This window comes from Sphingobacterium sp. WOUb80, assembly GCF_050058145.1.
GTDB lineage: Bacteria > Bacteroidota > Bacteroidia > Sphingobacteriales > Sphingobacteriaceae > Sphingobacterium.
Map to the genome: position 1 here is coordinate 3,188,740 of NZ_CP165617.1, position 16,990 is coordinate 3,205,729.

Consider the following 16,990-nt stretch of genomic DNA (forward strand, 5'->3'; position numbering starts at 1 on the left):
ATTTTAAAAACCTAACCGAACGCCAAAAGAATATGTCCGCGGCAAGGGGCGCTGTCCAATACCAGCAAAATCAGGATCAATCTTTTCCTTTGACTTCCGCCAGATCAGCCCGAGATTATTGACATAAAATGAGAATTCAACTGACTTTAACCAATCCTTAGCGACAGCCATACGATACGATATTGCCAAATCTTCCCAACGGATATGATCTGCACGCCGGATCAGAGATTCACCATAGAGATACAGGTTATCGCGATTCGCGTTTGCTGCAGCAGGGACACTTGGGACAGTGGTATGCTGTTCGTCCCCTGGTTTCATCCAACGATTTAAATAATCAGCATGCCTGGATTCAAGACCGTTATCCAATACATTATTATAGGTGTACCGAATTGAGTTTAAGCGATAGAAATAGTTCCCCCGGTAGCTGATGTTGGTCGTCAGGTTCCAATTCCGCCAGTTAAAGGTATTTCGGAAAGAAGCATTAGTCGTTGGCCTTGACGATCCATAATAGAGCAGATCTTCAATTTTAGTTTTCGATATGACCGCATTCCAATCTTTACTCTGTTCGCCATTTAATATCCCGATAGGATCTCCTGTCATCGGATCCAACCCATCTGTATCAAAACTGTACATACTATACAGCGGTTTTCCTATACGGGGATTTATGCTGGTACCTTGGATCATATTCAAACCAGATATGGTCAATTCCATGTAATCGCTGACGATATCTTTAGCCTGGCTCAACATCAAAGTGCTGTTCCATCGAAAAGCTTGATCCACGATAAGTCCATTAAGCAAGAGTTCATAACCATGACCTTTTGATGCCGCTACATTGCCGCGATATCTGGCTACACCGCTTGATGCGGGGTAAGGTGCATCTCCGATCAGGTCAACACCCCGTTTCTGAAAATAATCGAATGAACCATTGATCCTGTTATTGAGGAAACCAAAATCTACCCCCGCATTAAACACCTTCGTCCTCTCCCATCGGAGTTCAGCATTCGGCGGGTTTTGGATCGTGGCGTAAGGCAATCTTGAAAAAGCTGCCAAGCCCATATAGGATGCTGTTGTGAAAGCACTCAAGTTCCTATTTACATTACCGCTGAGTCCATACGTCGTTCTAAGCTTCAGTTGTGAGAATAAGTCAAGCTTGAAAAAGCTTTCTTTGTTAATTGACCAGGCCAGACCGACAGACCATAGCGGCACGCCCTTTTGATTGGTACGCACTCCAAAAATATTACTCTGATCAAACCGGGTGCTTGTAGTGAGCACATATTTTGATGCCATGGATATGCTTGAATTTTGATAATAAGAAACAAAGCGGTCTGTTAACTTCGACACATCATCTTTGAATGGAATCTGATTGGTACCCGCGGGGTTCACAAAGCTTGGGAAAAGAGTAAGATAGTCTACACTGCTGATCCCTGCTCTATCTACATTATAGCCATAGAACCTATTTTGCAGGCCAGCCGTGGCTGTCCTGTTCACCTCGGCTCCGACCACTGATTGGATATTAAACACCTTTGCGATCGTTTTTTCTATAGTCGCCTGCATCCTAATGCGATGCGTGGCCATGGTCTGACGCTCTACATCCAATATATTACCCAATGGAATATTTCGGAGGATTTTCCCGTCATCCAATACGGTAGTAAACTGGTTGATCAGGTTTCTGACGCCATAAGATTTCACGCTTTGATTATCCCGGTCTTCGAAGTTTCTGTCTACGTACTGATAAGAAGTATTGAGTGCCACGCCATCGATCAGCGTAACGCCAAGATTAAAGTCTATCCGGTACTCCCTATCCTGACGCTTTTTGTCCCAAAGATCTATCTCATCCAGTGGTCGGTAATACCAATCCAACAGACCTATATTTTGTCCCATGACCTTATTTAAATAAGTGGCTCTGTAATCCTTGTTTACTACAGCATTTTGGCCATGAGCATCTCTTAAACTCGCATAGGGGTATAACTGCTTTAGATTTGTCGTATAGAGCGTTCCAGGATTAGGCGTAAAAAGATTTGTATTATTCCGCGCGATATTGGCAGAAAAAGTCAATCTGTCTTTCCAAAATTTTTGTTCCATAAACAAGCGCCCATTTAATCTTTCAAAGCCATTTTTGACCAAGTTGTTCCTATTCTTGTCCACTCCCATCGATAATAACCAATTTCTCCCTGCGGTTGCCTTCTGTATACTCAACGCATAATGTTGATTGAGCGACTGCTGCTGAAAATATTTGTTTATTTCGCTATCGAGATCAATCTGACCAAGACTTTGCAGCTGCGACTCAAGATCTTCCTTAGCGAGCAAGCCATCCCTATTGGCAATCAGTAATTCTACCACAGGCGTCAATACCGTTTTATTGGCGCTCGTCTCCTGCGTTTTATACAATCCCTTATCAAAGAGCTCCCGTTCGATCTGAATGTAATCAGCAGATGAAATGCGTGGCTCATATTTTAGGTTCGGTCTGTCACCAACTGTTGCCTGTGCTGTCCAGTCTATTTTCAGATCAGACGAGGTACTAGCTTTTTTGGAGGTAAGCACAATCACGCCATTTGCAGCGCGGGCACCCCAGACAGATGCAGCTCCAGCATCCTTCAAGATGCTGATGGATTCGATATCATCGGGATTGATGCTCGACAGGTCACCATCATAAGGAAAATTATCCAGCACGATCAACGGATCAGGTCGCGAAAACAAAGTACTCTGCCCACGGATACTTATCTGCGTTTGATTGGATGGGTTACCGCCTGTTTTATTAAATACCAGCCCAGGGACGTTATTGGCTAGGCGGTCTATGATGGATGTGGAAACGATAGTTTTCAAAATACCTTCATCTACCTTACTAACTGCTCCGGTCAATCTTTCTTTTGAAAGTTTCTGATAGCCCGTATTGATCTGTACCTCCGCTATCGCATTTACTTTGGATACTAGCATGATCGTATAATTATTCCTCTCGACAGGCAATAAAATGGTATCTGGTTCGTATCCCAATAAGCGCACATTGATAAACTTATCCTGCGGCCTCAATATTATAGTTGCTTCACCATTGCTGTGAGAACTTACCTGCCAGCCTGAGGACGACCTTACCGTCGCACCCTGTAAAGGATTTCCACTTTCCTTATCTCTGACGATTAGCTTAAACGGATTTCCCTCTTGTGCGAATACCCCAGAGATCGCATACACATTCAGCAGGAGAAGATAAATTACTTTGCAGACATTATTCATGATTTGCTCCTTTCTCTCTCTGGTCAGTCACTACAACCATTTCCACAGGGCGTCGTTCCAATACAAAGCTTATCCCATAGGGCTTTAGTTTTTTGTTAACCGCATCCATATCCCTCATATCCGTAAAAAACTCAAGATCTACAGGCGCATCACCTTCTATCTCATATTCAAAGGGGATCTTAGAGTTTTGATGCAGGTAGAAATTCATTGTAAAAAACAGGTCGAACAGTGATGCATTTCTTAATGAGCATCCATCACGATCCACGATATTCTGACGCTTGCCACCTTTTGAGCGCAACTTAGGGTTGGTAGAATTACCTTTCATCACCCAGCACAGGTGATCGACGGATTGCGTATCGATACGCAAATAAGGAAAATGCCGTTTTAGATCCTGCTGCATTATTTTTCGTAGATCATTGACAGAGCCTCTGCCTACAGTTTCATAACAGAAAAGATGATCTTTGCGCCACTGCTTTAAGGTGTCTTCATTTGTTGGAATAGCGTAAAGTGAGGTGTCCGTCGTTATCAATTTGATCCTATTTCGGCCAAAGTAGCGATCGGGGCGTGAATAGGCCGTCCCCAACAGAGAAGACAGCGTACCGTTAATGTAGGTGAGCCTACTTCTGCCATCCTCCAGCTGCCCAGCCTCTCTTCCTGCCGGCATCCCAGCTTTATATGTCCCCAATAAGCTATAACTTATCAGGTCATTGTCTTCTAAGCCATTGTTTGCCTGCAGCATGCTTCTTTTATGGTGGTAAGGAATTCTGAAATCCTTTTTCTGGTTAAAGGAGACAACGCCATTTACCGCATTGTCAATATTTGTCTGAATAAGCTGATCACCATTTGAAGCCCCCAGAAATATGCCTGAGGTACTGATCCACACATAATGCGGTAACAATTTATGGGGAAATGATTTTTGCAGTTTTGTTTCGTTGTAGCCTGTAAATAGTTTGCTTTTACTCTTATTATTTTGGATACGTCTATCAACAAACTGGCTTACCCTTGACAAAGGCTCATAAGTAATAGGAATAATCTGAATATTCTCCATATTTGCCTTTTGCAGTGGTTCGGTTTTATCCAGCATGGCAATACATGGCGCACACCATGTTGCCCAAAAGTCAAGAATGATCAGTTTTTTGTTTCTGTATTCTTGAAGCGATATTTTGGTCTTTCCAGTAGCATGATTGACTACCTCCACAGGCAGATTCCATAGCCATTGGGGTATGCTATCCCCTACTTTAAGTGGTTTAATCATTTGAAGCACATCAGCCCCGCTATCCTTGCGAGGCGTCTGAGCCAATAAACTAAACATAGAAACTAATACAAACAAGATTACAAGTAGTGCAATCTGTAGAACTGGAATATTGATTACCTTATCAAATAAGGTTATCAAGCTTTTTGATGTAGTTTGTTTTGAGCTGGGATGCTCTTTCACTATAGTCAATTCTCTCCCAGCCTTATAAAAATTGTTCATTTTTAAGGTTCTAAAAATGGTCATAATTTATCCCTTTCCTAAGCAAATGCCTAAGATTAGATAGTTAAATAACTCGTAAAATTTTTCCGATATAGTCGTCTAAAAATTGGTTAACACAGCAGTTGATATGGATACACTGACACTGTTTTCGGATATGATCACAAAGATCTGTTTCTACACATAAGCTAAGGGGGAATGCCTAAAAAAACTTGGTGTTCATTGATGTTCATAACTCTCTTTTTTAAATTTATAAAAAAGCTTGAATTATGAATCTGATATAAAGGAAGGATATCTATAAAAAAGAGATGGACCTTCTTATTCTCCTTAGAAGGCCCTAGGAAGCCTATTGACGAAAACAAGAGAAGCCCATCTCTCCTTTGCTGAAAACAAAGATAGAGATAAGGCCTTGATCTCCTGAATCTGCGCCAATTGAAAATTTCCTAGGTTTTCTAAGACATGATTCAGCATACAAGCCTATTTAAATATAGAATAACAAGTAGTTACACCTGCAATCCATAAGACAAATATAAAAATTTACTAACAAAAATACAAATTTTACAAACCCAATTAAAATTCAAAAAGAATAACAATTGCTGTAAATAGCAATATGGAAAAAATCACTCGCCTTGCATTATATGTAATTAACAATAGCAAAAAACGTAGGCTTATTTTAGGGATATCAGCTAAAGCTTTTGGAAGGATAATAGGTAAAAGCGAGGAATTTGTACAGAATATTGAAAGCGTCCGGAGAGGACATTATTTACACATTGACTTCCCGTCAATCGCCAATGCTCTTGACTGGGAAATACATGACCTCCTTCCTCCAGATAATTCTCCCTATAGCGATGGCACATTGGTTGACAAAGTGGTTTTTAGTTTGAATAATCCGTTAAATGCGGAAGAAGTAATTGTGGGAATGAAAGAAATTGGCTATTTCAAACAGGAAAAGTCATTAAATGACATTTTTGAACACCTATATTTGACAGAAAACATGTCAGAAAAACGAAAGGTAATTAATGATCTTCTGGAAAAGTTGGTTTCCAACAATATATTGAAGCTAAACAATGGAAAATATTTAGCTTAATCAAAATTTTCTTACTTTTGGGTCGAGTAAATTGGCCACACCAATGGAAGAGAAAGAAGATAACCAAATTATATCAATTACAGAACACCTTAGCAGGCAAAAAGTCTCAAGAATTGATTTCGAAATTCTAGTTAATTTTTATGAAATCTGCAAAAAGAAAAAGATATCTGAGCGAGAAGTTTCGTTTTTAATGGGAAAGGTGAATAAGTATTTCTCCGAAATTCTCAATCCTTTTTTCAAAGAACACATTAAGACCGAATACTTGGATATTTTACCCGCAATTGCGTCAACCGGTATCCGAAAAATTATACCGAACGATATTTCTCCAAAAGAAACTATTGATATCCGTGGCACTCATACACGAGAAACAGACAAATATTCGGAAGTAGACTATTATAAATTTACTGTCACTTATAAAGATGGCACAACCAGAAACTATCGTTGGAAAATAGAGGTTACTAAAGGATCAAGATCTAAAGTCAACCCAGAGCTGCTTGATATCTTGAAAAAATTAATCTCACGCCATTACTTTCACAAGCCAAAATTTGCGCTCAATATCTATATTATTCTCAAATCGAGATTTAAAAACGCTTTCAGCCCTTTGGAATTACAAATTGCTCTCTCGAAATTGACAAATAAAAGCGTCGATCCAGAATTTGCATTGCAAGAAGGGGTAGACAATATGAGGATTACATATAGTAAGATTTTGAACGAAACCGAAAAGTTTCTGGAACATTGTCAAGACCATAAGATCTGGATTTCGAGCTATGTGCCATTAGATTTTCCCTCCAGCAAGTATTTCATCTGGTATGAAGATACTGATGAAAACGATAAGCTGCTCACTTCTATTGACGGTAATGTTCTTCTATCCTCTTCCATAGAAGAGTTGCTCACTTTATTGAAGAGTAATAACGATATCTTTAAAGCACCTGTTAATTTAGAAGCATGGCTATCGGGCATGGAAGCCTTACCTCCAACCATATCGGTTACTTATTCTCCCAAGGAAATTATTGATGGTTTCGAAGTAGATTCAGTTTCCGTAGACACTCTCGCTGATTTTGTAAACTTTTACAACCTGATCGGCGATCTGGGTTGCCAAAATGAAAGGTTTGAGTCTCTTCTTGAATTTCGGGAGGTTGGAGAACTAACGAAAGTCTGGGATTATTTTTGTAACAATCATCTTTTCAAAGCCAAGAAACATAAAGAACTGTCGTTTGATAAGTCGAAGTTTATTGTTGATTTTAGGGAGTTGGTGGGGAGGTTTGATGAATCTTTATCTTTTGATTAAAATTAGGAGTAAGTAAGAGAGATTTAAAGGAATATATGGATATAAAGATATCTTAAGTCTAGCAAAAGTAAGTGGGGCGAAGCCGCTATCTGAGGAAAAGAAGAGGTATGTTAGCGGTATTTAGGAGATACCAAAAAGTCCGGGTTTCTCTGTTGTCACCCTTATAAAGAAAACCATAAAACTAAGTGAATACTCCAAATAAGATCTGCCCAAAATGATTTGGTATGATGAACTATTACAGCTATATTAGTATAGCCGGTTAAATAAATAGCATTTAGCCAAGCGTCCTAATTTAATTGGGGCGCTTTATTATTTTTTAGCCCCTGGATAAATTCAAGAGCATAAATATCTAAGCCTGTTCGCCGATCATTTTTAGATTTTTGAAGAAAAGGGCAGTCTTATCTGATTAAATAGAATTGAATCGATATGGATCATTTAGAATTGATACCATTATGGACATTAGTAGCTAACATCAAACAGGAAATTAGCTATGGTCAAGGGAAACTGCAAACTCGCTATGGCACGAAACAGTTTAGCCCGGGTACCAAAGTGTATATTATCGATTGGTATGCTGGGATGTGCCAAGATATTACCGTAATCGGCTTGTCCAGAGATACGAAAAAATTAATTACCATTGTGATACGGGCCGAATGGATCGAAAGCCTCCGTGTCATGTTATGCTACACCCCTAAAGTATGCTCAAAAATAAAGGCCTACTTTGATAAGGAGGAAACTGGAATGCAATCGTATACAGAGAAATTCATCAATGATATGTTTATCGGTATACCTCAATGGATTGAGCCCCGGCCTTAGCACTGGTTTATTCTTTTACCTGAGATACCCATTTCGGAGCACGATCAATAGTCTGTCTAAGGTATAAATTCAATTGCGCAACGTGATGCTGAATATGCCGCATATTATACAATAGAATCTCAAGGCAAGAAAAGTTTTTAGATTCGTTGATCCAACGTGCATTCATTCTGCTAGGAGTGAGTTTTTCTATATGCGTTCTAGCTTTTTGTCTGCAGTACTCCAAATACGCAAGAATTTCTGACCTGGTATATGTCCGGTCCGGTTTTTTAAATGGGGGTTTTCGGAAAAATCCAATTTACCCAAAAAACTTAGATAAATGGCATTTTGAACCCGCTTATCAACTAAAGGCAAATTCTTAGTTATAAAATTTACCATAGCATCAAACTTATCCCCGTCATTTTTAGCTATCGCTTCCTGCATAAATCGCTTGAAACTGCCCATTTGAAAGGTAATAGACGCCCTGTAATCTTCATCTAAAAGCTCCTCTTCCAAACTCGGAAACAATTGAATCAACTCTTTAATAAACAAATCTTGGTCTTTCATCAGTCCTCGCCGGCAGTACTATTGTCCAATAATTCTCTTTTGAATCTTTCATCGGTTTGGGCATGTATTATAATATAACTATTTCAATCTTAATATCAGTGTATCTATTTTAGGTTTCGAGAACTTCAAAAGAAAGTGAAATCACAAATTTGATTTACTTAAACTTACAGCTATTAGAGCCGCTGGAATACCAATATAGCTTGATATGGATCATAATTGTCCCGCCTCTGATTTCATCTGAACAAAAGGAGCTCAGTACTAACCCGAGCTCCTTCATCAATCAACATTAATCTTATTTTTTTAGCATACCTACACCTGTGATATCTTTAATACCGGTAAGTTTAAGTCCACGTTTAGCCGTATAATTATCCGCATCGATCACGTATAAGTAGGATATTGATGACTGTCCTTCCTGCATAGGCAAGTAAGATTTACCGTCTGTTGTAAAGAGCGGGAATCCATAGCCTGGATCGGTGATTTTAGTGTCTACCCCCGAAATCCATTTGAATTCCTTTTTAACAACATCTGCAATGGCCAGTTTTACTCCGCTTGCTTCAGCCTGTTTCGTATCCCGTGGTACCATAACCAACACAAACTTATTGTCTTTAATAAAGAAACCTGCACGAATTCGCATGTTCGCGACCGCTTCAACATCCCAATAATAATCCTTATCAAAAGCATCATTTTTAATTTTCAGAAATGCAGAGTGGTTATTACTAGACTCCACATCACCATTGGAAAAAGCATAAATATCGCCAGTAGATACCTGTCCCAATCCAATGGTATTATAATATTGTCCAATAAAAGGCATGCGTTTGTCTTCGATTGTTTTCTCAAATTTTAAGTTCTTATCAAAAATTGCCACGAAAGCATGGTCCTTATAGTCAGCTTTGTCCTGAGTACCGGTTCCGCCATATGCTGGAGAGAGAGGTGCATAGATCTTATCACCAAATTCAAACATCGCATAGGGCCATCCAAAGTAATTTTCGATATGCTTACCGTCTACGTAAATCAGTTTTTGATCGACTTCCAAGGTCCTGTCTACACGGTTATCGGCAATATTTACCCAATACGCTGTACCTGGTGTGGTCAGCGAACGCCCGATATTGTAGGCGATAAGGTGATCCTGAGCTTTGAAAGGTAAAAAGACATTGACTGATTTGATATTAAATGCACCGGTCTTTTTCAATAAATTGTCAGTACCCAACTGAAAGACCTCGGCATTACCAGGATCACCCCGATTATATTTAAATGTTACGGCCTTATTGTTCAATGCGTACATTGTACCGCCTGCTGTCTCATACCCATTTCCTTTTACTGTGATTTCTCCCTCATCGAGACGGTCAGCCAGGAAAAGATATTGTTTGGATTCTTCCGCAGTTGCGGACATACCCGCAATGACATATTTTTTTGAGCTACTATCATCTGGAGGAGTTCCTCCGCCATTAACATTGTCCTTACTACAGGCTCCTAAGCCCAATAATGAAAAGGTAGCTAACTGAATTAATAATCTATTGATTCTCATAAAACACTATTTTGATTAAACATTAATATTTCATTTTATAATTTTGACCGTACTTACATCTTAAATAGAAAATACCTGAATTTTGCATTAAATGAACGGCTTGGTTTCTGCAATTTGAAGTGATCATACAGCAATTCATCAGTCAGATTCATGCATTCCAACGTCAGGTTATATTTCCCACCTTTAAAGCTGTAAATCATATTTGCGTTGTGATTCCATTGGGTCGGAATAGTCATTTTGGTACTTGCAGTTCCGATACTAGGCCAGCCTTCATAATACTCGTGCGTATAATACAATTGGTATCCAAAGGTGAGGGATCCATCTGTACCGAAAGGTTTGTTAAGTGTATAGCTAGCATCTAAATTTCCAAAAAAGTACGGCATATTAGGTAGCCTATCTTTATAGACGATACTTACCATATCTTCTTGTCCGCCTTCATATTTGGTTTGGTTGATGAGGTTTTGATAGCTTATATTTACACCTATATTGAAGGTATTTTTATATCTATAGCGTATTGTAGCCTCCGCCCCTTTGTTGTTAACATCACGTAGATTAACCATTCTTGCTCGTCTCGAATTCATATTACGTTTGATCTCCAACCGTATAAAATCTCTCGAATACCGATAGAGAGCCGCCACATCAAACGTCAAGAAATGAATATCATTAAACGACGGGCTGTAGATCAACCCGAGATTTAAATTATCACTATTCTCTGGTTTTAGACTAATATTCCCATCCAAAGCGTCCATATTACCAAAAATCTCATTACTCGTTGGGACACGTATACCTCGTTCATAAGATCCCCTAATCTGCAGTTTGGGCTGGATAAAATAGGTAGTGGCAAAACCATAACCTTGTGTCGCAAAATTATTTTGCATCCAACCATAATCCTGATGGGAAGGATTATCGACATTATTGACCACACCGAAGGCTTTACTGTGCTGTGAATATAATTTGCCAAATGCCGATACATTTCCCTTTTTGGAATAATCAAATCGGTAAGAGAGGCCCAAAACATTTTTTTGCAACGAACTCGGACGCTTATCAAAAAAAGGATCGGCATCATTTAAAAGATTTTTGCTAACACGTCTGAAAATCGTGTAGCTGTTATTGAGTACCAACGAGTGCTTCGGGTTGATGCGATAGCTCAGATTGGCGGTAAAAACCCCGTCATTGTTTCTGTAGCGGGAGTTCATGCGGTCGCGTTCACCCTGACTAGTTTTAGGATTGATTACCTGACCCAACCAATTGTATCTTCTACTCGCTGTGTCTATGGTTTGATCATGCCCCAGATTAAAATTTCCGCTGAGATTTAGATCGAGTCCTTTTAAGCCCAGATTGCGTTTCAGATACTTCATAGAAGGTAAAATGGTCAAACCTTTGGATTCACGTTCACCGTAAACGTCTTCCATGGTAGCTCCATTTTGAAGATCCTTGGCATACTCTCCCAAGTCAATCCCGATCAGAAACTGATCTGCCCACTTTTTATTGCGCACACCAGCCCCTAATGTCAGCATCTCATTGCGATAACGGTCATGAAAACGGCGGGTGCGCACCATTTCCAATTGCCCACCGGCATCAATTGTACTTTCGGTTTCCACCCAATAATTGTTTTTTGAATAATTCTGAAAGGCATTAACTAAAAATTGAAAGCCTTTTTTTGTATTTATTGCGGCATTGACGGATGTTTTGTGTGTATTAAATGAACCATAAGAATAGGATGCATCCACATAACTCGTCTTTCCAGAGTTTGTCACAATATTAATCGCTCCGCCCAAAGCATCTGAGCCTAATTCTACAGGTACCACCCCTTTATAGACTTCAATCCTTTCGGCGAGATTGATCGGTATATTATTGATTCGAAATGCATTTCCCATATTTTCCATCGGGATGCCGTCAATAAAAAACTTGACCTGATTTCCACTGAATCCATTTAACATAAATTCCATGTTGGAGCCAAGGCCTCCGCTTTCACGAACCCGAATACCAGGCACATTATTTAAAGCTGTCGCTATATTCAGGGTGGTGTTGTGCAATTTCTTCGCATCGATTACTGAAACCTGATAAGCCTGCTCCTTAGCCTGCTGCAGTTCTGTCTTTCCAGAAACATTGACTTCATCCAAGGAATTATCTGCAGCTTCCAACTGAACATGGATATTTTGATCCTGTCCCTCGTCGATTTTAAACGCGACGTGATAAGTTTTATAGCCCAAAGCAGTCACTTTAAGCGTATAACTTCCCGATTTCAAATGCGAAAAGTAAAACTTCCCTTCATTGTCTGCGTGCTGAGATTGTTTACCTGGTCCTAAAAAAACAGACGCATTGGGAATACGCTCACCAGTTGTATTCGTTATTGTACCTCCTACCCTAAAGGATTGCCCAAAGAGCGTATGGACTGACGTACAAAGAAGAATTATTGTAAAAAATGCAAAATGAATATGCCTTAGGTATGCTATGCTGTTTTTGTGGATTGTCTTTTCCATGGAATAGTGGGAAGTATAAATTATTATTCTTATTTAGATTAATTATAAATATATTTGACGAGCACAAAATTATTAAATAGGATATAGGAACTCATGATGAATTGTGCGAAAAAATTGATTAAAAAAAAAACAATATTAACCATGAAAGTATCGATCAATAGCATGTCTCCGAAGGGAATTAATTTTGTAAGTACATTAGAAGATGCTAAGAATGCGGAGCGAAATCAGTTAAAAGATTTTTGCAGATCCCAGGAGCTCGATGGTGTTATTGATCAAAATAGGCTGATTGCCACAGCAGATATTCTTGTCACACATATTCTTATTTCGGCAAAAAAGGCTATTCGATTTGAAATAGTGGGAACAAGACCCTGTATAGAAATGTGCTTTTACCTATCGACCAGTGCCAGCTATGAAGCAGCTGATTCCAGTACATTGATAACGATCGATACAGGACATCACAATCTCTTCCATTTTCCGACACTGCCTTATCAGAATTTTTGGCCAACTGGTGAGGCACAGGAACTTGTATCGATCATTATTTCAACAGACTTATTTATGCGTTATGTACCCAACGATAATGCATTCTTTGATTTTAAAGAACATATCATGGGCGGACAGACCAATACTCTTTTTAAACAGTCAGCTCCTATTACATTGCATATACATCATTTACTAACCGAGATCCTTAAAATGGAAGCTTATCCCGAACTGAGACATATGTACCTGGAGAGTAAGGTAATTGAACTTCTGAGTGAGCAATTTCGACAATATCTGGAACTACAAAATGGTACACACCCGCTATATAGAGCAATCCCTAGTGAAGAACGTGATCGCATATATCAGCTTAAATTGTACATTGATAAACATATTACAACACTCTTCTCCCTTCGGGAACTTGCAGATCAGGCTGGAATCAGTGAGTATTACTTAAAAAAACATTTTAAGCTATGCTATGGTGTTTCAATCCACCAGTACATCCATGCTGAACGCATGAAATTGGCAAAGATATTACTTCTTCGGGAAGGTATGAATATCAATGAAGTTGCGACTTTTTTAAACATCACAGAGACCACAAATTTTGTCGCTGCATTCAAAAAACATTTCGGTTTACCTCCAGGTAAATTTCAAAAACAGGGACTTCTACCACACTAAACACGTGGTAAGCATCAACCAATATATCTATTCATATTAATTCAATCAACAATCATCATGAAAACAATTGCTTTTATAGCATTTTTATTCGTATCACAGATTTCATTAGCTCAAAAGCTGACGATCCGTGGTCAAGTCAGTACATCTGACGGGAAACCTGCACCACAAGTTTCCATCACATTAAAAAACCACAAAAAGTCTACCGTCGCTGATCAGGCCGGTCAATTTAGGTTTAACAACCTTGCTCCCGGAAATTATACAGTAATTGCATCCTATGTAGGCTTAAAAAATCAAGAGCAAAATATAGCACTTTCGGACACCGATACGAGAATTGAATTTATTCTTTTAGAGGATAGTCGCGCATTAGAGGAGATTATCGTCAATGGGAATTACAAAGCGACGAAAAAGGAATCGGATTATATTTCCCGTATGCCATTAAAGGATATTGAGACACCTCAAGTGTACAATATTGTTGGTAAGGAGATTATGGAACAGCAGATTACGACAGATTATAAGCAATCGCTACGTAATATTGCTGGCGGCGGTGTTGCCTATGGATTCGTCAATAACGGATTTGCCTATACTGTACTCCGTGGGTTTTGGACTGGTGTACGTATGCGGAACGGCGTTGCATCCTCAAATTGGTCGGGTATTGATCCTGCCGTTGTTGAACGTTCAGAGGCTATAAAAGGACCTGCGGGTACGCTATATGGCAACAGTACAACTTCTTTTGGTGGGCTTATCAATCTTGTTACAAAACAGCCTTTTGAAACCGTACGTACAGCTATCGATTACACGCTTGGAAGCTACAATCTCCATCGTCTTGCTGCGGATGTAAACACTCCACTAACAAGCGATAAATCTGTACTATTTCGTTTAAATGCGGCCTATCAGTCTGAAAATACTTTTATGGACTGGGGTTTCAACAAACGCTATGTTGTGGCACCATCTTTTCTGTTTAAGATCAATGAAAAGCTGAATGTTTCGCTTAATACGGAACTGACAAATGCCAAAATGAGCATGCTTCCTTATATCGATTACAGTGCATTAGGGTTGAAGAATATTAAAGAACTACCACTCAAGCATAACCAATCGCTTGGAAGTAACGATGCCATATTTGATGGTGGTGGGATAAATATCTTCGCCAAAGCCGATTATCAGATTTCGGACAATTGGAAGTCCACGACCATTGCTTCGTTAAATAGTAATACCATCAATGAAGGCGTCTATACAAGAGCTCGTTTTCTATCGCCAACACAAGTGGAGCGAACGGCAAGTAGCTCGGCTACTGATGAAAATGTCTACCAATTTCAACAATTTTTTAATGGTGATTTTACCTTGGCGGGGCTGAAAAACAAGTTTGTTGTAGGTCTCGATGTCTACCACTACAAATCTGTAGACAAAGGGTATTTAGGAGAAGAATATAAAGATGTTATTACAATCACTGAAGCTTACTCCCCTATGTCGTTAGCAAAAATCAAAGCAAAACGTGAGACATTGATAAACGGTTATCAGACAACACAAAGTTCGGTCTATGCGGCCTACGCCTCCAGTGTCACCAACTTGACTGATAGACTGTCTGTACTACTAGGGCTGCGGGTAGACCGGCTGAACAATAAGGGAACAGCCGTAATGCGTGGTGATTTCGACGGCGGATACAACCAGACTGCCATATCGCCAAAGTTTGGGGCTGTCTATCAATTACTCAAAGATCAGTTTAGTGTATTCGGAAATTACACCAATGGTTTTCAAAACAATGCTCCTGTCAGGCAGCCTGACGCAACACTGTTCAACGTAAAGCCTACTTCCGGAAATCAATTGGAGTTCGGGCTGAAAACAGATTTGTTTAACAATAGATTGAGTGCAACGCTCAGTTTCTTTGATATTGCCATCGACAATGCTGTTCGGACAAATCAACAAGGGTATACTTTCCAAGATTCGAAACAGAAGAGTAAAGGTTATGAAATCGATCTACAGGCAACGCCTTTGGCCGGATTACATCTTACAGCTGGATATGGCTACAATAAAAATACCTTCACCAACAAAGATGAAAACGGCAATGCTGTTACCAGCAGAAACTACCTGCCGGCAGACTATGGTAACCTATGGGTAACCTACAAATTTTCAACTGGTATTCTTCAAAACTTTGGTCTGGGCGGCGGAACAAATTATGTTGGTGAAATCAATAAATACACGCTTGATCCAAAAACAGATGCATATTTTCTAACCGACGGAACACTATTCTATGAGCAGTCTAAAGTAAGATTGGCTTTCAAGATAAACAACATTGGCAACCAAAAAATATGGGGAATAAATGATAATCCTTTACCGACACGAAACTTTGCTGCATCAGTGAAATATCAATTTTAAAAGAAATTCCCGCTAAAGTTTAGCGGGAATTTCTTCTCCTTGTGTCCGTCAAGCATTTTCATGCAGACAGGAATTAAAAAGTGTTATTTGACCATCCGCAAGATATCGTCCGTCATTAACTTTACTGAAGTAAGTCCTCCTCCGGAAATAAACCAAACATTTGGGTCCAAATAGTAGATCGCTTGGTTTTGATATGCTTTTGTTTGTTTGACCAATGGATTTTCAACATCAGCTTTATTGGCAACTTTACCAAGTACTGCCGCATTTCTATCAACAATAAAAAGATAATCTGGATTGGCCTGAGCGATAAGTTCATTGGAGAGCTTCTGCCCATGTACCGATTCGTCCTTAAGATCCATTACTGGTTTAAACTGCAATACATCATAGATAAATCCAAATCGGGATCCTTTTCCGAATGCACTGAAACGGCCATTGTTAAACAATAGAAATAACGCTTTGTGCTGATCTTTGGCGTATTTATCTCGGGCTTTCTGAATTTGGGACTGTATTTGTTCAAGTTTTCCTTTCGCTTCATTTTCCTTTCCGGTAATACTTCCGAGCAGAAGCGTATTGTGTTCAAAAGAATTTAGATAATCTTTATTATCTGTACCGATATAGATGGTCGGAGCAATATCGCTTAATTCCTTATAAAAACGCTCCTGCCGTGTGGAGATCAAAATCAGATCGGGATTTAATAGACTGATCGCTTCAAAGTCAGGTTCAATTACGGATCCAACATCGGCCACTTGCGCGTCATTTTTGAGATCATCCAGATAATTGGGCATAAATTTTTTGGGTATACCAGCTGGTTTCACCTTTAGTTCGTGCAGCGTCTCCAGCGCACCGATATCCAGAACCACAATTTTCCCTGGCATCTTCGGGATTTTGGTCGTTCCAAGCTTGTGAACAATTTCCATCGAATCTTGTGCTGATCCACCGGTCTTGCCCGTGGAATTACAGCCTACAAAAGCAAATAAAATAATACTTAGACTGAAAGCTGCGACCTTCTTGATACATAGATTTACCATATTCT

The 16,990-nt window shown here is 39.4% G+C and carries 12 protein-coding genes; 5 read left to right on the plus strand and 7 right to left on the minus strand.

Translation table 11 applies throughout. The features are described 5' to 3' along the window. Positions 1-3 precede the first annotated feature (3 nt). Positions 4-3,225, minus strand: a complete 3,222-nt coding sequence (locus tag AB1Z56_RS13420) for a SusC/RagA family TonB-linked outer membrane protein (protein WP_426792321.1) — start codon at positions 3,223-3,225, stop codon at positions 4-6. Then, positions 3,218-4,699 carry a thioredoxin domain-containing protein gene (locus AB1Z56_RS13425; protein WP_426792322.1) on the minus strand — a complete coding sequence of 494 codons (1,482 nt, stop codon included), beginning with the start codon at positions 4,697-4,699 and terminating at the stop codon, positions 3,218-3,220. The genes AB1Z56_RS13420 and AB1Z56_RS13425 overlap by 8 nt, the downstream gene beginning before the upstream one ends. Positions 4,700-5,306: 607 nt before the next feature. Here AB1Z56_RS13425 and AB1Z56_RS13430 point away from each other — a divergent pair. The 3 genes from AB1Z56_RS13430 (at position 5,307) to AB1Z56_RS13440 (ending at position 7,884) form a co-directional block, all read left to right on the plus strand. Next, positions 5,307-5,783, plus strand: coding sequence for a hypothetical protein (locus AB1Z56_RS13430; protein ID WP_426792323.1), 477 nt, complete (start codon positions 5,307-5,309; stop codon positions 5,781-5,783). 43 nt (positions 5,784-5,826) lie between these two features. Continuing rightward, a complete protein-coding gene (locus AB1Z56_RS13435; RefSeq protein ID WP_426792324.1) occupies positions 5,827-7,071 on the plus strand; it encodes a hypothetical protein in 1,245 nt (414 codons plus the stop codon). 426 nt (positions 7,072-7,497) lie between these two features. After that, positions 7,498-7,884, plus strand: coding sequence for a hypothetical protein (locus tag AB1Z56_RS13440; protein WP_426792325.1), 387 nt, complete (start codon positions 7,498-7,500; stop codon positions 7,882-7,884). A gap of 7 nt (positions 7,885-7,891) precedes the next feature. Here the strand turns inward: AB1Z56_RS13440 and AB1Z56_RS13445 are convergent, their stop codons facing one another. The 4 genes from AB1Z56_RS13445 to AB1Z56_RS13460 form a co-directional block, all read right to left on the minus strand. Beyond that, a complete protein-coding gene (locus tag AB1Z56_RS13445) occupies positions 7,892-8,050 on the minus strand; it encodes a hypothetical protein (RefSeq protein WP_426792326.1) in 159 nt (52 codons plus the stop codon). Positions 8,051-8,070: 20 nt separating this feature from the next. Continuing rightward, entirely contained in the window at positions 8,071-8,427 is a 357-nt protein-coding gene (locus AB1Z56_RS13450; protein WP_426792327.1) for a DUF7674 family protein, read from the minus strand. Positions 8,428-8,719: 292 nt separating this feature from the next. Then, positions 8,720-9,952 (minus strand): DUF4374 domain-containing protein, encoded by a 1,233-nt coding sequence (locus tag AB1Z56_RS13455; protein ID WP_309362759.1) that lies wholly within the window; start codon positions 9,950-9,952, stop codon positions 8,720-8,722. Between the two features lie 53 nt (positions 9,953-10,005). Next, complete coding sequence (locus tag AB1Z56_RS13460) at positions 10,006-12,435, minus strand: TonB-dependent receptor (RefSeq protein WP_426792328.1); 2,430 nt, start codon at positions 12,433-12,435, stop codon at positions 10,006-10,008. Between the two features lie 141 nt (positions 12,436-12,576). Here AB1Z56_RS13460 and AB1Z56_RS13465 point away from each other — a divergent pair, with 141 nt between their 5' ends. Beyond that, positions 12,577-13,587, plus strand: coding sequence for a helix-turn-helix domain-containing protein (locus tag AB1Z56_RS13465; RefSeq protein WP_426792329.1), 1,011 nt, complete (start codon positions 12,577-12,579; stop codon positions 13,585-13,587). A 57-nt stretch (positions 13,588-13,644) separates the two neighbouring features. After that, on the plus strand, positions 13,645-15,957 hold the full coding sequence (locus AB1Z56_RS13470; RefSeq protein ID WP_426792330.1) for a TonB-dependent receptor domain-containing protein: 2,313 nt from the start codon (positions 13,645-13,647) through the stop codon (positions 15,955-15,957). A gap of 83 nt (positions 15,958-16,040) precedes the next feature. Here the strand turns inward: AB1Z56_RS13470 and AB1Z56_RS13475 are convergent, their stop codons facing one another. After that, entirely contained in the window at positions 16,041-16,985 is a 945-nt protein-coding gene (locus tag AB1Z56_RS13475; protein ID WP_426792331.1) for a siderophore ABC transporter substrate-binding protein, read from the minus strand. Between the last annotated feature and the right edge of the window lie 5 nt (positions 16,986-16,990).

Excerpts from the sequence above, each read along its gene's own strand:
- AB1Z56_RS13420 (WP_426792321.1), bottom strand. The coding sequence starts at position 3,225 with ATGAATAATGTCTGCAAAGTAATTTATCTTCTCCTGCTGAATGTGTAT.
- AB1Z56_RS13425 (WP_426792322.1), bottom strand. The coding sequence starts at position 4,699 with ATGAACAATTTTTATAAGGCTGGGAGAGAATTGACTATAGTGAAAGAG.
- AB1Z56_RS13430 (WP_426792323.1), top strand. The coding sequence starts at position 5,307 with ATGGAAAAAATCACTCGCCTTGCATTATATGTAATTAACAATAGCAAA.
- AB1Z56_RS13435 (WP_426792324.1), top strand. The coding sequence starts at position 5,827 with ATGGAAGAGAAAGAAGATAACCAAATTATATCAATTACAGAACACCTT.
- AB1Z56_RS13440 (WP_426792325.1), top strand. The coding sequence starts at position 7,498 with ATGGATCATTTAGAATTGATACCATTATGGACATTAGTAGCTAACATC.
- AB1Z56_RS13445 (WP_426792326.1), bottom strand. The coding sequence starts at position 8,050 with ATGAATGCACGTTGGATCAACGAATCTAAAAACTTTTCTTGCCTTGAG.
- AB1Z56_RS13450 (WP_426792327.1), bottom strand. The coding sequence starts at position 8,427 with ATGAAAGACCAAGATTTGTTTATTAAAGAGTTGATTCAATTGTTTCCG.
- AB1Z56_RS13455 (WP_309362759.1), bottom strand. The coding sequence starts at position 9,952 with ATGAGAATCAATAGATTATTAATTCAGTTAGCTACCTTTTCATTATTG.
- AB1Z56_RS13460 (WP_426792328.1), bottom strand. The coding sequence starts at position 12,435 with ATGGAAAAGACAATCCACAAAAACAGCATAGCATACCTAAGGCATATT.
- AB1Z56_RS13465 (WP_426792329.1), top strand. The coding sequence starts at position 12,577 with ATGAAAGTATCGATCAATAGCATGTCTCCGAAGGGAATTAATTTTGTA.
- AB1Z56_RS13470 (WP_426792330.1), top strand. The coding sequence starts at position 13,645 with ATGAAAACAATTGCTTTTATAGCATTTTTATTCGTATCACAGATTTCA.
- AB1Z56_RS13475 (WP_426792331.1), bottom strand. The coding sequence starts at position 16,985 with ATGGTAAATCTATGTATCAAGAAGGTCGCAGCTTTCAGTCTAAGTATT.